Consider the following 14,154-nt stretch of genomic DNA (forward strand, 5'->3'; position numbering starts at 1 on the left):
AAGAGATATATGATGGACCAGATGACAGGTGGCCCAGCAGCCGCACAAGACACACTGATTAAAGATGGTGATATCCAGAGCTTTGCAGTTGATGTAATTGAAGCCTCTAAAACCCGGCCTGTTATCGTAGATTTCTGGGCTGATTGGTGCACACCGTGCAAGCAGCTTATGCCTGCGCTAGAGCAAGCTGTAAATGCTGCGGGCGGGACGGTTGCCCTTGTGAAGGTAAACGCAGACCAGAACCAAACACTGTGCGCACAATTGCAGGTTCAAAGCCTGCCTACCGTACTTGCTTTTTGGCAAGGGCAACCCGTTGATGGTTTCCAGGGTGCAGTGCCACCATCACAAATTACCGCCTTCATTGAACGGCTCACCCAAATCTCTGGTGGAGCGGGTGCAGCAGGCAATCCACTTGATGAAGCGATGGATCAGGCGGAAGCAATGCTGGAAGCAGGGCAGGCAGAGCAAGCCGCCGCTATATACCAGCAAGTGCTAAGCCATGATAACACCAACATTCGTGGGCTCATTGGCTTCGCGGAAGTAAGCTTCTCTATGGGTGAACTTGAGCAGGCCAAACAAATTCTCGATGCGGTAGACAGTAAAGCCGCAGCCGAAGCCAAGCTTACAGAGCGGGTTCAAAAGCTGGAAACATCTATTGAGCTGGCCAGCCAGGCCGAGGATGCCGGAGATGCTGAAGCCCTCGAAAAACAGTTAGAAAGTGATCCAAGTAACCATTCTGTACGTTATGAGTTAGCACTGGCACGTCAGGCGACAGGTGATATGGCGGCCGCTGCAGAAGCACTTCTCGGCATTATTATGCGCGACAGAGAGTGGGAAGACGGCAAAGCCCGCGAACAACTCTTGAAGTTATTCGAGGCAGCAGGACCTACAGACCCTTTCACTCTGAAATACAGAAGAAGGCTTTCCTCAATCCTTTTCAGCTAACAGGAAAAAAATATGACAGAAGACATTCAGAACATTTCAAACTTGCCTTCTGTCATACCCGTATTTCCGCTGAGCGGGGTTATATTGCTGCCCGGCAGTGATTTGCCGCTACATATCTTCGAACCGAGATACCGGCAAATGATTGAAGACGCTTATGAAAGTGATCAAATCATCGGCATGATCCAACCTACGGAAAATGAAGCCGGAACCGTCCCTGAATTATACAATATTGGCGGCGCAGGAAGCATCACTTCCCTGACACCACTTGAAGACGGACGCTATCTTATCAACCTCAAAGGTATCAGCCGATTTAATATCCTACAGGAATTGCCAGCAACAACACCATATCGACAGGTCGCCGCCGAATGGCTTGTTGATCAATATATCATGCCAGACAACTTTGATAGAGACGACTTGATAAAACTGCTGCAAGGATTCCTATCGGGAAAAGAGCTGGCCGCAGATTTCAGCCGGCTGAAGGATATGCCAAACAATGTTTTTATAGATACATTATCAATGGCCATTCCATTCGAGCCTGCAGAAAAACAAGCGTTGCTTGAAGCTGAAAGCCCTTGGGCAAGAACAGAAATATTTACAAGCTTGCTCCAAATGGCCGTTGGTGGCAATTTGACTGAAATACCCAACTAGCGAGATTGCTATGAACCATCAAACCAACCCCAAACTTCTTGAGCTATTGGTATGCCCAGTAACGAGGGACACCCTTGAATATGATAAGGAAAATCAAGAGCTTATTTGTGAAAAGGCAGGGCTGGCCTTCCCTATCAGAGATGGTATTCCAATTTTACTTGTTGATGAAGCACGCGAGTTAAATGATTAGCAAGCTAAATAAAATAGCTACACCAAGATGATGTAGCTATTGATTTTCCTGACATTTTTATGGTTAAAAAATAGTTAATAAACTAACTATCCAAAACTTTTATCCAACATTGGCCCAAGTGGTTTGCCGCCCATAATATGGATATGCAAATGCGGCACTTCCTGATGGCTATTAGGTCCAGCGTTAGCAATTGTGCGGTATCCAGGCTCAATAAGCCCTAATTCATCCGCCACTTTCCCAACAGCACGCATATAACCAACCACCAGTTCCGCAGGTGCATCTGCTGTAAAATCTGCCATTGATACATATTCCCCCTTTGGGATCACCAGTACATGCACAGGTGCCTGAGGGTTGATATCATGAAACGCGAGCGCAAATTCATCCTCATAAACCTTGTTACAAGGAATCTCACCTCTCAGAATTTTCGCGAAAATATTCTCGGGATCGTACGCCATAATATGCTCCAAACTTATAGTTGTCTAAACCAACTTTTAATCTAAATAGCCCGGCAACTTCGGTAAAGCACCTGTATCTTTCTTTTCGTGCTGGATAACAACACGCGCACCAAGTTCCTTCGCTTTCGCTTCAAAAGCATCCATAGACTTGAGCGTATCTTCCGCATTTGTATTAAAGGTTGGCACCGTGCGCAGCTTGCGGGAATCAGTAAGGTGATACAAATCACCCGTTAGAAGAACTGGACCTTCTTTTTCAAGATTAACAAGCAGTGTGGTATGCCCTGGCGTGTGGCCCGGCATAGAGAGAATAGTTACAGAACCATCACCAAACACATCATGATCACCAGTGAAGGTAATTTTCTCAGCATTTTCCATTTTATCATAGGCGCTAAATGTTTGTGCCTGAGCTCGCATGGCATCACTGAACATATGTGCATATTCATTTTCGTGCACAATCCACTTTGCCCCAGCAAAATCATTCAAGTTACCGGCATGATCAAAATGCGAGTGAGAGATAGAAACATAATCAATATCCTTCTCACTCATACCAATTTCTGCCAGCTGATCCTGAATGGTTTTCTTTAAACTGATATGGAAACCCGGCACAGACATACCTTCAGGTAAATCCTTGATCGCCTTTGGAAGACCCGTATCCCAAAGAAGCGTACCTTTAGGGTGCTTGACCACAAAACAAGCGTCACCCGCTTGGTTATCTCGGCCATTAAACTCACCGTCTTTGGCAAAAATTGCCAAGTCTTTCATGTGAATATCACCGCAATCGAGTGTGTAAAGCTTCACATCAGCAGCAGTAGCATCCGCTGAACCCAGAAAAATTGAAGAAATGAGAGCGCTTGCAGCTAGGAAGGATTTTTTCATCCTGTTTCCCCATATCAGAAGTGATTAATCGGTACCGTTAAAGTGGGCCTATGCCTTCAGGCTGTCAACCAAAAGCCCAAAAGAAAAGGGCGCCCACTGAGCGCCCTCCGATAAAACTGGTAAAAGGAATATCCCCTAGAGGATAAACTTGGAAAGATCGCTTTCTTCCGCAACTTCACCCATGTTGGTTTTAACGAAATCAGCGTCCACCTTAATAGTGGTGCCAGATGTATCGCTCGCAGTGAAGGAAATCTCCTCAAGTACTTTTTCAAGCACCGTATGCAGGCGGCGGGCACCAATGTTTTCAACTGTCTCGTTAAAGTGAGCTGAAATGCGAGCGATTTCATCGATACCGCTATCATCAAACTCAAGCGTGACACCTTCAGTACCCATAAGCGCCGTATATTGGCGGATCAGGCTGTAATCAGGCTCCGTGAGAATACGTTTAAAATCAGCCTCTGTAAGATCTTCAAGCTCCACGCGGATCGGCAGACGGCCTTGAAGTTCTGGCAGCAGATCGCTCGGCTTCGCGAGATGGAAAGCGCCTGACGCAATAAAGAGGATATGATCCGTTTTAATAGCACCGTGCTTGGTGGAAACCGTTGTACCTTCGATAAGCGGCAACAAGTCCCGCTGCACGCCTTCTCGGCTCACATCACCACCGCGCGCATCCTGACGCGCACAGATTTTGTCTACCTCATCAAGGAAAACGATACCGTGGTTTTCAACCAGTGAAATAGCTTCACGGGTGCTGCCTTCATCATCAATCAGTTTCTCGGATTCTTCACCCATCAGCACTTCGTAAGCTTCAGAAACTGTCAGGCGTTTCTTCACTTTACGGCCACCCATGGCTTTACCGAACATATCACCAAGATTGAGCATTCCCACGCTTGCGCCCGGCATACCCGGAATTTCCATCTGCGGGAATGGGTTGGCGTTATCGTCTACTTCCAGTTCAATTTCTTTTTCGGAAAGCTCACCTTCCCGCAGCATTTTGCGGAATTTCTGGCGAGTTGCATCTGTTGCTGTGTCACCTACAAGCGCATCAAGAACCCGCTCTTCGGCGTGCAGTTCAGCTTTTGCAGCAACTTCTTTCTTCTTCTTTTCCTTCACCATCAGGATAGCGGATTCGATAAGATCACGGATGATCTGTTCCACGTCACGGCCCACATAACCCACTTCTGTGAATTTGGTCGCTTCAACCTTGATGAAAGGCGCTTCCGCAAGCTTTGCTAGGCGGCGAGAAATTTCCGTTTTACCAACACCTGTCGGGCCTACCATCAGAATATTCTTTGGCAGAACTTCCTCACGCATACCTTCTTCAAGCTGCTGGCGGCGCCAACGGTTACGAAGTGCTACAGCCACAGCTTTCTTGGCATCTTTTTGCCCGATAATGAAACGGTCCAGTTCAGATACGATTTCACGCGGTGAAAAACTTGTCATGACAAAACTCCTAACTATTCAGCGGCTTCGATATCCATTGTTTCCACAACGATGTTTTCGTTTGTGTAAACACAGATATCCGCTGCAATTTTCATGGCTTTACGCGCGATTTCTTCAGATGTCATATCCTGATCATAGAGCGCAAGCGCTGCCGCTTGGGCAAAATTACCACCAGAACCAATGGCTACAACACCGTGTTCTGGCTCAAGCACATCACCATTACCTGTAACAACCAGGCTTGTGCTTTGGTCTACAACAATCATCATTGCCTGAAGCTGGCGCAGGTATTTATCTGTACGCCAATCTTTCGCAAGCTCCACACACGCACGAGCAAGTTGGCCTGGGTGGCGCTCAAGCTTGGCCTCCAGCCTTTCAAAAAGTGTGAAAGCATCAGCGGTTGCGCCTGCGAAACCCGCAATCACCTTACCGCCAGCCAAGTGGCGTACTTTGCGCGCATTGGCTTTCATTACTGTATCGCCAACAGAAACCTGGCCATCACCTGCGATAACAACCTTATCGCCTTTTCTTACGCTACAAATTGTGGTGGCATGCCATGTAGGAAGCTTATCGTTGAACTGTGTCATTAAAAGACGTGTCCTTATTCTTATTTCTTTTCACAGCCTCATATATGCACGCATACGCAGCTGGACAAGCGGGAATTCATAAAAACCAAGTGAGATTGCGAAGGGAATGCCCTTAAAAACACTAACGTCCCCGTATTTTATTCATCAAGGTAATCGCTTCCTGCGGCATCAGGAAGTTATAGAGTTTTTTCACCATATTCAGAGCCGTTTTACCTTGGGGCTTTTCATGCTGCCAAGGGGTTCCTCGCAGATAAAACCAATAATCCTTCTTATAAGGATGTGCGCTTAAATAATGCCACGGTTTAAGAGGGGTATTATAGTGAACAACCACCGCTTCTCTTACAATGCGCTTCCGTTCAGAAGCCTGTATCTGCAATTCATTCTTTCGCCAAATGAACGGAACAATGAGATTCCAGCGGTAATCAAGAACGTGCCGGTCCGCATAATAACAGGCGTTCAGCGCATCCTGATCTGGGAAAGATAATTTATCCGGGTTCGCTGCTATATAGGGCAGCAAGGTATCCAGCGGTTTACTGGACCGCCATTTATCCATATCAAACAAGAGCACACCGGAATTAAAATATTCATATTCTGGTGGAAGGTCTAATGCCGCACACTGAGCAGAGTGAGGAATAGATACAGCCCCGAACATCTTACCTTCAAGATCAGTATTAAAGAGCGGTGCAATATCACCGCGAACGATAATATCAGAATCCAGATACAGAACCCGCTTTACATCGCTTTCAAAAAATTCAACTACCCAGAAGCGGTTAAACATATCAATGGACCAATAGCTTTTAGTCGCTGCTTTAAGGCTATCGTCCGGCTGGAAATCTATGACCCTGATATCTGCATTTTCATATGTGTCTGCAATAGACCTTAGCTTAGCTGGAATACTCGTATCTTCAAAATGCCCTACAACACAAATATCGTGATGCTTCAGGCTACTGTTTTCGAGCAATGATTTAATACATGCCGCTGAATGCTGAGCATACAAACCATTGGTGCAAAAAAGAAAATGACCTCGATCAGGATTAGGTTGCATATATATGCCTTCCTAATTTGGGAAGTTACGATTTAAGCTTCTTCAGTGTCAGATAGAACCACTTGGCCTGCTTTCTAATGCCCACCGCTTCAGTAACATCTGCCATATAACGCACAAACCTGGTCCACCAATATATGTTGAACATATATTTTGCCACGCCAATTGGATTACGCCAGAAATAGTGGCGATACATCTTCTGAAGATCCCGCTTGCTGAACACTTTCGCATTACCGCCATACTTGGCAACGCGTGGTGAAAAATCAGGATATAGTGTCATATTGATAAGCTGGGTTTTCATAAAGTTACCAATCAGCAAATCATCAAAATATCCCCACTCCACTGTCTCAAGAAGCGAATTACGCGGCACAAAGAAACACACGCCTCTTGGTTTCTTACGCTGTTTTTTACGTTCCAACACACGGCGTTTTTCACCGCCCACTTCCACGTCAATGAAATCTACAATGTCGTAGATGGTTTCAAACTGCTGAAAGAAGCCGAAAACCCGCTTCCATTCTTCTTCAGACAGTTTTTCATCCCAGTCATCCTGCCCGGTATTTCCAAGGAACTGGCTTTCATCAGGCTTTTGGGATGGCCAATCTTCATGGATATCACCAGTACCCAGATCACAGGTAACAAAAGGGGGAACCACCTGAACCGAAGGTTGGTTCCAGTGCCTGCACATATCCTTATAGGTAAATTCATAATCATTCACCCACATGCTATCCGAACGCACAAGGAAGTGCTGGGAAGAAGAGATACAGAAATACTTACCGCCTAAGCCGTGAATTTCATTCGCGGCATCCTGAATACAGCCCATCTTATAATTTTCAGGCGCTTCAATGGTTCTATTGCCGTGCTCATCCACGTAATTGAGCATGTCAGCCCCAATCCCAACCAGCTTAAAAACATAAACCTTATCGTTGGGGTGTTCCTTTACCAGATTTCTGATGAAGGAGAATTCGCCACACAGTGGGGAGTCATTCAGGTTGATTAACAGCGCATCCCCAAACCGCATAATCAGAATACCGTCCTGATTAATGTTATCGAGGCAGAGAATTTCGAGTTTTTCGTGAAGACGATACCATTTTTTATATTGCATCACTTCAACTTCGAAGCCGTCATTCTTCAGGCCTTCGGAAATTTCATCATGATAGTGGTTCGGGATAAGAACCTTCTTACCCTTTGGCAACAGCTCCAGAGATTCATGGTGTAAATGATCAGGATGGCCGTGCGATATCCAGAGATATTCGCTATCCTTTACCGACTGGATTTCTTCTTCAGAGAAGGGATGATGCAGCGCCCAGCTATCAAAATAAGCGCGCCCAGTAAGCCAAGGGTCTGTTGTTAGCAATACTTCATCATTCAGGCGCAACTGAATAGTTGCATTCCCCATAGTTTTAAAACGTAAAGTATCTGAACCATTCATTTCCGTAGGCATACAAAATCTCTAGTTAGCGCGGCATTATTAAAATTAGACATATCGTCAAAGATTATCAAAGCAAAGCATTCTTATCACAGATTACATGCGCGATTTAATAGCCGCTTTTCCCCAAGCGGTAATATAAGCGCCCAATCCGGGTTTGTATTTACCAAAAGCTGATATGCGGTCAAACAGCTGCAATTGCTTTGGCCCCTTCACACTGGCCGAAAGACGAACCATTTGCCACCAAATCTCACTTGCTGATCGGTAGATATTTTCAGCGTCTGGCAATGAAACTGTATTTCTTTCAATGTAACGAGCTGTGATAGTCGCAAGCATTTCCCCGGCTTCAATCAATTTGCTCATATCTTCTTGCGGAACGCCAATAACAACCGCATCAAAATATAGCCGTGCTGTCGCCACAGAAATTTCCTGCCCGAGTAGCTTTTCTATCGCGTTTTTTAAAACACTGGCACCACTGGCATGCATTTCTTCGCGAGCCTTAATGCTCCAGTTATCCCCGTGGAGGGTATATTTTACCAAACTTTCCGGAACAACACCCACTTCACCAGCATTCGCAAAATCAAGACACAGTTTCCAATCATCACCGAAAGTGACATCCGAGGAATATTCAATGTCACACGCTTCAACAACCGAACGACGGAACAACAAGCCTGAATGTAACAAGCAATTCCGGTAATATAGATACCAGCCAATATAAGCTGAACTGTGGTAGGAGATTGAAGCTGTACTGTCATATTGCTCATTTTTGTACCGGTCCCAAAAACAACCAACCAGACCACATTCTTCGTGAGCTTGCATATACGCTATCTGAAGCGCCAGTTTCTCCGGCTTCCAGTGATCATCATGATCACATGTGGCGATAAAATCAGCCTCCGCGAGCGCTAACCCTTTATTGCGGGATGCAACTACCCCCATGTTAACTTCATTTTCCACCAGCTGAACGCGTTGGTCTTCATACTCTCTGATGATATCCACTGTGTCATCACCAGACGCATCATCAATGATCAAAAGCCTGAAGTTTTCATACGTTTGCGCTAAAATAGCATCAATAGTAGCACGAATTCTTTCGCCTGTTTGATACGCGCAAATAATAATATCAATATCGGGAGAAGACATAGCTTAACACATCATTCCAAAATAACGTCACTCAGCCCCTATAAACTATAGGGAACACTAATCCACCTACATTGGTTTTACTAATGTTTTATAGGCTTTATGGAACAAACGTCTTTGAGCAAGGTCAAACCAGCAGTTTTTTCAGCTATCACTCTAATCATACCCCTTGATGGTATAATCCCACTGCCATCGCTGCTGAAATAGTAATCGTTGGTATAAAAGATTTATCACTACACAGGAAAGAAGCCAGCACATTCCCTATACTGGCCCCTCGGGCTATATTTTATTTACTGAAATAGATGCTTGAGATTTCCTCTGGATCAATATTATCCAGATCAAGGAGTTGTTTGAGCACAGCCTCTTTATCTTCTGCCTGATTAAAATAATCAGTCCATATCTGGCGCCCAACCCAATAACCAAGCTCTCCAGGCCAACCTTCATCAGGCACTTGGGTGCTATTACGAACCCATCGGTAAAGAGGCGAACCCGCTTTCTGAATTTCTTCGGTCGTCATTCCCCTGGCTTTTTCCAAGTCTTTCAGGAATTCAGCTTTGATATAACCCTCTCGCTCAACGGCCCAAGCATCTCTGGCTCTCTCAGGCGGCTGTCCTGTTACAAGGGAAGCGACAAAATCAGCGCCGCCTTCCGCGAGAGCTGAGAGTATCAGATACTCTTCACCCCGTTCGGGAAGTTTGCTTGGGAAGTTTTGCAGGGTATGCACAGTTTCATGAGCAAAGAAGCGACGGAAAATTCCCCTGATATCTTCTTCATCTTTCCCGATACGGCAAATCACCTCAAGCCCTAGCACTTGCGCACCCGGCCCCGCTGTACCGCCTGAATTACCTGCACCAAAAAGAACAAAAAGTTCAGGGAGTTCTGGACTGTTCAGCAAACCATTCAACCCGAGGTACACGCTCCTAAGCTCTGCTGTCATGTCTTTAGCAATTGGCAGGCACACATCAATAGCTCTGCGGTAACTATCCGGGTTAGCGGCAATCTTCTGAGCCAGATTTTCAGCATTTACAATACGCCCCGGCGTGAATACCTGCACCCCCTTTGACCCCGGCTCCAGATACCCTTTAAGGAGATCTTCAGCTGTTGGCTTACCGTCTGTGCGTTCAAATACAGCTACAAAACGGTCCGCATCTTCTGAATTTACCTTTGCTGAGAGAGCGTCAACACCTTGCGCAAAAACCGCTCCGCTCAAGCAGGTTGCTGCTACACTGGCTGCTACTATTAGTTTCTTCATATTATCCTCGCTGGCCATATTAAGTTATTGTTATTTAGTGTATTTAAGCAATGTGTACAGTCAAACAACCATTTGAATTGATTAATTTCCTCACGGCTTCAATCGCCCTATCTTCAAGATTTGTTTACGATGGCAGCAAAAGAAATTGCTCGTTTACGAAGGCAATTAACAGTATTAGCATTGCATCCGGCTTCTATGGCCGCCCGTATATAGGCAGAATTCTGCACTGAAGGAGTGAAAAAATGCGCACAGCATCTGTGGCAAGAAAAACCAATGAGACAGACATCACCATTGAGCTGAACCTTGACGGCACTGGTGTGTATGATGTCCATACAGGCATTGGTTTCCTTGATCATATGCTCGAGCAGCTCTCAAGGCATTCACTGATGGACCTTAAGGTCCGCACAGAAGGTGATCTGCATATCGACGGCCACCATACAACAGAAGATACCGGTATTGCGATCGGTACGGCGGTGAAGAAAGCCCTTGGCGATATGAAAGGCATTACCCGTTATGCCACTGCTTATATCCCGATGGATGAAACGCTTTCCCGTGCTGCAATGGATATTTCTGGCAGGCCTTTCCTTGTTTGGAATGTGGATTTCCGCCGCGATAAAATTGGTGAGATGGACACAGAGCTTTTTGAAGAATTCTTCCGTGCTTTCGCATTCGCCGCCGGCATGACCCTGCACGTGGAAAATCTATACGGCACGAATAACCACCATATTATTGAAAGCTGCTTCAAAGCTGTTGCCCGCGCTCTGCGTGAAGCAGCAACTATTGATCCGCGTAAAGCCGATGCTGTGCCTTCTACCAAAGGTACGCTAGGCGGTAGCCTCTAACCCCGCAGCCGGAGATTTTTAAAATGAGTGAAACCGCCGCTATCATTGATTACGGCTCTGGTAACCTGCGCTCTGCTGAAAAAGCACTGGCGCGGGCCGCAAAGGAAGCAGGGCTCAACACCAACGTAATCGTAACAGACAGCCCGGAAGCTGTTCTGCAAGCTGACCGTATTATCCTGCCTGGCGTTGGCGCCTTTGCTGATTGCCGCAGAGGCCTTCTGGCGATTGATGGTCTGAAAGATGCTATCCGCGAACAGGTTCGTGAAAATGGGAAACCATTCCTTGGTATCTGCGTAGGCATGCAGTTAATGGCTGAAGAAGGCCATGAGCACGGCATCCATAAAGGGATGGGCTGGGTGAACGGTACAGTAAAACCAATGCAGCCCACTGACAAAAGCCTGAAAATTCCGCACATGGGCTGGAACAAAGTTTCAGTAACAGAAGCTGGTAAAACGCATCCGGTGGCAAGCGTGCTAAACGCGGATGATCATGCCTATTTCGTGCACAGTTTCCATATGGAACTGGCTGACGAAAGTGCTTTGCTTGCTACCACTGAGTATGGTGGGCAGGTAACCGCCATTGTCGGCAAAGATAATATGATCGGAACTCAGTTCCACCCTGAGAAAAGCCAGACAGTTGGCCTCAAATTCCTCAAAGCCTTTTTGGAGTGGCAACCATGATTACCCTTTATCCTGCAATTGATCTTAAGGACGGTAACTGCGTGCGCCTTTATAAAGGGGCCATGGAAGAAGCCACTGTTTTTAATGATGATCCAGCAGCACAGGCAAAACAGTTTGTGGATGCTGGCTGTAAGTGGCTGCACCTTGTAGACCTGAACGGTGCCTTCGCAGGCGAACCTGTGAACGCGGCCGCTGTTGAAGCCATCCTGAAAGCTACCAATGTTCCAACACAGCTTGGCGGCGGTATCCGCGATATCGCAACAATGGAACGCTGGCTGGATGCGGGCCTTTCCCGCCTCATCCTCGGCACACTGGCTGTGAAAGACCCTGCTCTTGTAAAAGAAGCCTGTAAACTATTCCCCGGTAAAATCGCCGTTGGAATTGATGCCAAAGCAGGCATGGTTGCCGTTGAAGGTTGGGCAGAAGTAAGTACGCTCGAAGTAACCACACTTGCAAAAAAATTCGAAGACGCGGGCGTTGCCGCCATCATCCACACGGATATTGACCGAGACGGCACACTAACAGGTGTGAACGCGGAAGCTTCTTCTGAACTTGCAGATGCTGTTTCCATTCCAGTTATCGCATCAGGTGGCGTGAAAGACCTGAATGATATCCGCCGTGTCGCGGATGTTGGCAACCTTGAAGGGGTGATCACTGGCCGCGCGATCTATGATGGCGGTATGGACCTCAAGGAAGCGCTTAAAATTTCTGCGGGAGAGGTGTAATGCTGAAATCCCGTATTATTCCGTGCCTTGATGTGAAGGACGGACGCGTTGTGAAAGGCGTGAATTTCGTTGATCTGATCGACGCTGGCGACCCTGTAGAGCAAGCCCGTGTTTATGACGGAATGGGCGCAGATGAGCTGACCTTCCTTGATATTACTGCTTCAAGTGACCGCAGGGATATCCTACTGGATGTAGTTCAGCGCACAGCGGAAGAATGCTTTATGCCCCTTACAGTAGGTGGCGGTGTCCGCACAGAGGAAGATGTTCGCAAGCTCCTGCTCGCTGGCGCTGATAAGGTTTCCCTGATGACAGCTGCGGTAAACAACCCGGCAGTTATTGGTGAGCTTTCCACAAAATTTGGCGCCCAGTGTATTGTGGTGGCTGTAGACGCAAAAAAGGTTGGGCACGACAAATGGGAAGTGTTCACCCACGGTGGACGCACACCAACAGGCCTTGATGCGGTTGAATATGCTAAGGAGGCCGCACGTCTCGGTGCTGGTGAAATTCTCCTGACCAGTATGGACAGGGACGGTACCCGTGAAGGCTTTGATCTTGATCTTACACGGAAGATATCGGACAGCGTAAACGTGCCCGTTATTGCATCAGGGGGCGTAGGCAATCTTGACCATTTGGTTGACGGTGTTAAAGAAGGACATGCATCGGCAGTTCTTGCAGCTTCCATTTTCCACTTCGGCGAATATACAATCGCGGAAGCCAAAGCACATATGAAAGCTGGCGGCATTGCAGTGCGGGAGACAATCTAATGATGAAGGCAGATTGGCAAACCTTGGAACAGTTGGAACTCTTACTTGAAGAGCGCAAAAACGCTGACCCTGATCACAGCTATGTAGCCAAGCTTTACAAAAAGGGCGACAAGAAAATCGCTCAGAAGGTGGGTGAAGAGGCTGTTGAAACCGCTATGGCTGTAGCGGCAGGGGACGATGCTGAGCTTATCAAAGAATCCGCTGACCTACTCTTTCATCTGATGATCCTTCTCAAAGCACGCGGCAAAGGCCTTGCCCACGTAATGGCAGAACTAGAGCGCCGCGAAGGTCTCTCCGGCCTTGTTGAGAAGGCCTCTAGAGACCAGTGATACCCACATAGAGAAGGCGTAGCGCGAGAAGAGTAAGCACCAGATTGAGGAGTTTTGTGAAAAGCTCCTCACTTGTTTTCAGAAGTAAATGCCTTCCTGCTAACGTGCCCAGCAGCCCCGAGCCAATAATCATGGCAAGAAGCGGGATATAAGGCCCAAAAGCAAAACCAAGCAATCCAAAAATTACCAGCTTCAGGCTATGCTGCACCACCATACCAGCAGACATGGTTGCCACCTGTGTTTCCCGCTTGAACCCTTGAGGCTTGAAAAGTGCCGCTACAAACGGTCCAGTAGCCCCAACAAACATGGTAAGCAGGGTAGAGAGTGTGCCGCCGATACCAACAGCATATTTGGATGATGCTTTCGCTGACGGCTTCGGCCCCCATGTAGCATAGAGAATAAACGCCGCCAGAATAATCTGCAGAATACCTGCTTCGATAGAGACAACCAGTTGCCCGCCAATTGCTGCACCAATCAGGCTGCCAATAAGGAAATATCCTATCACCCGGAAATCAATATGCTTCCGCATTAGTGTAGAACGGCTGATGTTTGAGCCAAGCTGCGCCACACCATGCACAGGCACAATATGAGACGCTGGCAGAATTTGCGCCATCACCGCTAGAAGCGTAACCCCGCCACCAAGGCCTATAGCTGCTGAGAGAAAGGATGTGAAAAAACTGCTTACAATTAAAATACCTGCATCAAATAAACTTAAAAACTCAGGTATCAACTGCATAAAATCGCCTCATTATTCAGGTGCTATTCGCGTGCGAAAACGTATAACGCTTGCTATCACGGTATAGATTGCTAGTTGTATAT

17 protein-coding genes are annotated in these 14,154 nt (G+C 46.9%); 8 read left to right on the forward strand and 9 right to left on the reverse strand.

What is annotated here, in order from left to right; genetic code table 11:
* The first annotated feature begins 9 nt into the window (after positions 1-9).
* The 3 genes from KFE96_RS01530 to KFE96_RS01540 are packed head-to-tail and all read left to right on the forward strand — an operon-like array spanning position 10 to position 1,783.
* The gene (locus KFE96_RS01530; protein WP_255834260.1) at positions 10-945 is read left to right on the forward strand and encodes a tetratricopeptide repeat protein; all 936 of its coding nucleotides are present in this window, start codon (positions 10-12) and stop codon (positions 943-945) included.
* A 12-nt stretch (positions 946-957) separates the two neighbouring features.
* Positions 958-1,593: an LON peptidase substrate-binding domain-containing protein gene (locus KFE96_RS01535; protein WP_255834261.1), complete on the forward strand. Its 636-nt coding sequence runs from the start codon at positions 958-960 to the stop codon at positions 1,591-1,593.
* A gap of 10 nt (positions 1,594-1,603) precedes the next feature.
* Positions 1,604-1,783 carry a Trm112 family protein gene (locus KFE96_RS01540; RefSeq protein WP_255834262.1) on the forward strand — a complete coding sequence of 60 codons (180 nt, stop codon included), beginning with the start codon at positions 1,604-1,606 and terminating at the stop codon, positions 1,781-1,783.
* A gap of 86 nt (positions 1,784-1,869) precedes the next feature.
* Here the strand turns inward: KFE96_RS01540 and KFE96_RS01545 are convergent, their stop codons facing one another.
* The 8 genes from KFE96_RS01545 to KFE96_RS01580 all read right to left on the reverse strand — a co-directional run bounded on the left by KFE96_RS01545 (position 1,870) and on the right by KFE96_RS01580 (position 9,995).
* Positions 1,870-2,238: a histidine triad nucleotide-binding protein gene (locus tag KFE96_RS01545; protein WP_255834263.1), complete on the reverse strand. Its 369-nt coding sequence runs from the start codon at positions 2,236-2,238 to the stop codon at positions 1,870-1,872.
* A 36-nt stretch (positions 2,239-2,274) separates the two neighbouring features.
* A complete protein-coding gene (locus tag KFE96_RS01550) occupies positions 2,275-3,114 on the reverse strand; it encodes an N-acyl homoserine lactonase family protein (RefSeq protein ID WP_255834264.1) in 840 nt (279 codons plus the stop codon).
* Between the two features lie 135 nt (positions 3,115-3,249).
* On the reverse strand, positions 3,250-4,557 hold the full coding sequence (gene hslU / locus KFE96_RS01555; protein WP_255834265.1) for an ATP-dependent protease ATPase subunit HslU: 1,308 nt from the start codon (positions 4,555-4,557) through the stop codon (positions 3,250-3,252).
* 14 nt (positions 4,558-4,571) lie between these two features.
* Positions 4,572-5,141 (reverse strand): ATP-dependent protease subunit HslV, encoded by a 570-nt coding sequence (gene hslV / locus KFE96_RS01560; RefSeq protein ID WP_247019784.1) that lies wholly within the window; start codon positions 5,139-5,141, stop codon positions 4,572-4,574.
* Between the two features lie 121 nt (positions 5,142-5,262).
* The gene (locus tag KFE96_RS01565) at positions 5,263-6,186 is read right to left on the reverse strand and encodes a glycosyltransferase family 8 protein (RefSeq protein WP_255834266.1); all 924 of its coding nucleotides are present in this window, start codon (positions 6,184-6,186) and stop codon (positions 5,263-5,265) included.
* A gap of 25 nt (positions 6,187-6,211) precedes the next feature.
* The gene (locus tag KFE96_RS01570) at positions 6,212-7,624 is read right to left on the reverse strand and encodes a hypothetical protein (protein WP_255834267.1); all 1,413 of its coding nucleotides are present in this window, start codon (positions 7,622-7,624) and stop codon (positions 6,212-6,214) included.
* A gap of 81 nt (positions 7,625-7,705) precedes the next feature.
* Positions 7,706-8,746: a glycosyltransferase gene (locus tag KFE96_RS01575; protein WP_255834268.1), complete on the reverse strand. Its 1,041-nt coding sequence runs from the start codon at positions 8,744-8,746 to the stop codon at positions 7,706-7,708.
* A gap of 283 nt (positions 8,747-9,029) precedes the next feature.
* Complete coding sequence (locus KFE96_RS01580) at positions 9,030-9,995, reverse strand: hypothetical protein (RefSeq protein WP_255834270.1); 966 nt, start codon at positions 9,993-9,995, stop codon at positions 9,030-9,032.
* Positions 9,996-10,237: 242 nt separating this feature from the next.
* On the opposite strand from KFE96_RS01580, the gene hisB reads away from it, so the two are divergent.
* The 5 genes from hisB to KFE96_RS01605 are packed head-to-tail and all read left to right on the forward strand — an operon-like array spanning position 10,238 to position 13,335.
* The gene (gene hisB / locus KFE96_RS01585; protein ID WP_255834271.1) at positions 10,238-10,837 is read left to right on the forward strand and encodes an imidazoleglycerol-phosphate dehydratase HisB; all 600 of its coding nucleotides are present in this window, start codon (positions 10,238-10,240) and stop codon (positions 10,835-10,837) included.
* A gap of 23 nt (positions 10,838-10,860) precedes the next feature.
* Positions 10,861-11,517, forward strand: coding sequence for an imidazole glycerol phosphate synthase subunit HisH (hisH, locus tag KFE96_RS01590; RefSeq protein WP_255834272.1), 657 nt, complete (start codon positions 10,861-10,863; stop codon positions 11,515-11,517).
* Positions 11,517-12,242: a 1-(5-phosphoribosyl)-5-[(5-phosphoribosylamino)methylideneamino]imidazole-4-carboxamide isomerase gene (hisA, locus tag KFE96_RS01595; protein ID WP_370650549.1), complete on the forward strand. Its 726-nt coding sequence runs from the start codon at positions 11,517-11,519 to the stop codon at positions 12,240-12,242. The genes hisH and hisA overlap by 1 nt, the downstream gene beginning before the upstream one ends.
* Positions 12,242-13,006 (forward strand): imidazole glycerol phosphate synthase subunit HisF, encoded by a 765-nt coding sequence (gene hisF / locus KFE96_RS01600; RefSeq protein ID WP_255834275.1) that lies wholly within the window; start codon positions 12,242-12,244, stop codon positions 13,004-13,006. The genes hisA and hisF overlap by 1 nt, the downstream gene beginning before the upstream one ends.
* Before the next feature lie 2 nt (positions 13,007-13,008).
* Positions 13,009-13,335 (forward strand): phosphoribosyl-ATP diphosphatase, encoded by a 327-nt coding sequence (locus KFE96_RS01605; RefSeq protein ID WP_370650550.1) that lies wholly within the window; start codon positions 13,009-13,011, stop codon positions 13,333-13,335.
* On the opposite strand, the gene KFE96_RS01610 is transcribed toward KFE96_RS01605, so the two are convergent.
* On the reverse strand, positions 13,322-14,071 hold the full coding sequence (locus tag KFE96_RS01610; protein WP_255834277.1) for a sulfite exporter TauE/SafE family protein: 750 nt from the start codon (positions 14,069-14,071) through the stop codon (positions 13,322-13,324). The two genes, KFE96_RS01605 and KFE96_RS01610, sit on opposite strands and share 14 nt — an antisense overlap.
* Positions 14,072-14,154: the final 83 nt, after the last annotated feature.

This window comes from Kordiimonas sp. SCSIO 12603, assembly GCF_024398035.1.
Taxonomy (GTDB): Bacteria; Pseudomonadota; Alphaproteobacteria; order Sphingomonadales; family Kordiimonadaceae; genus Kordiimonas.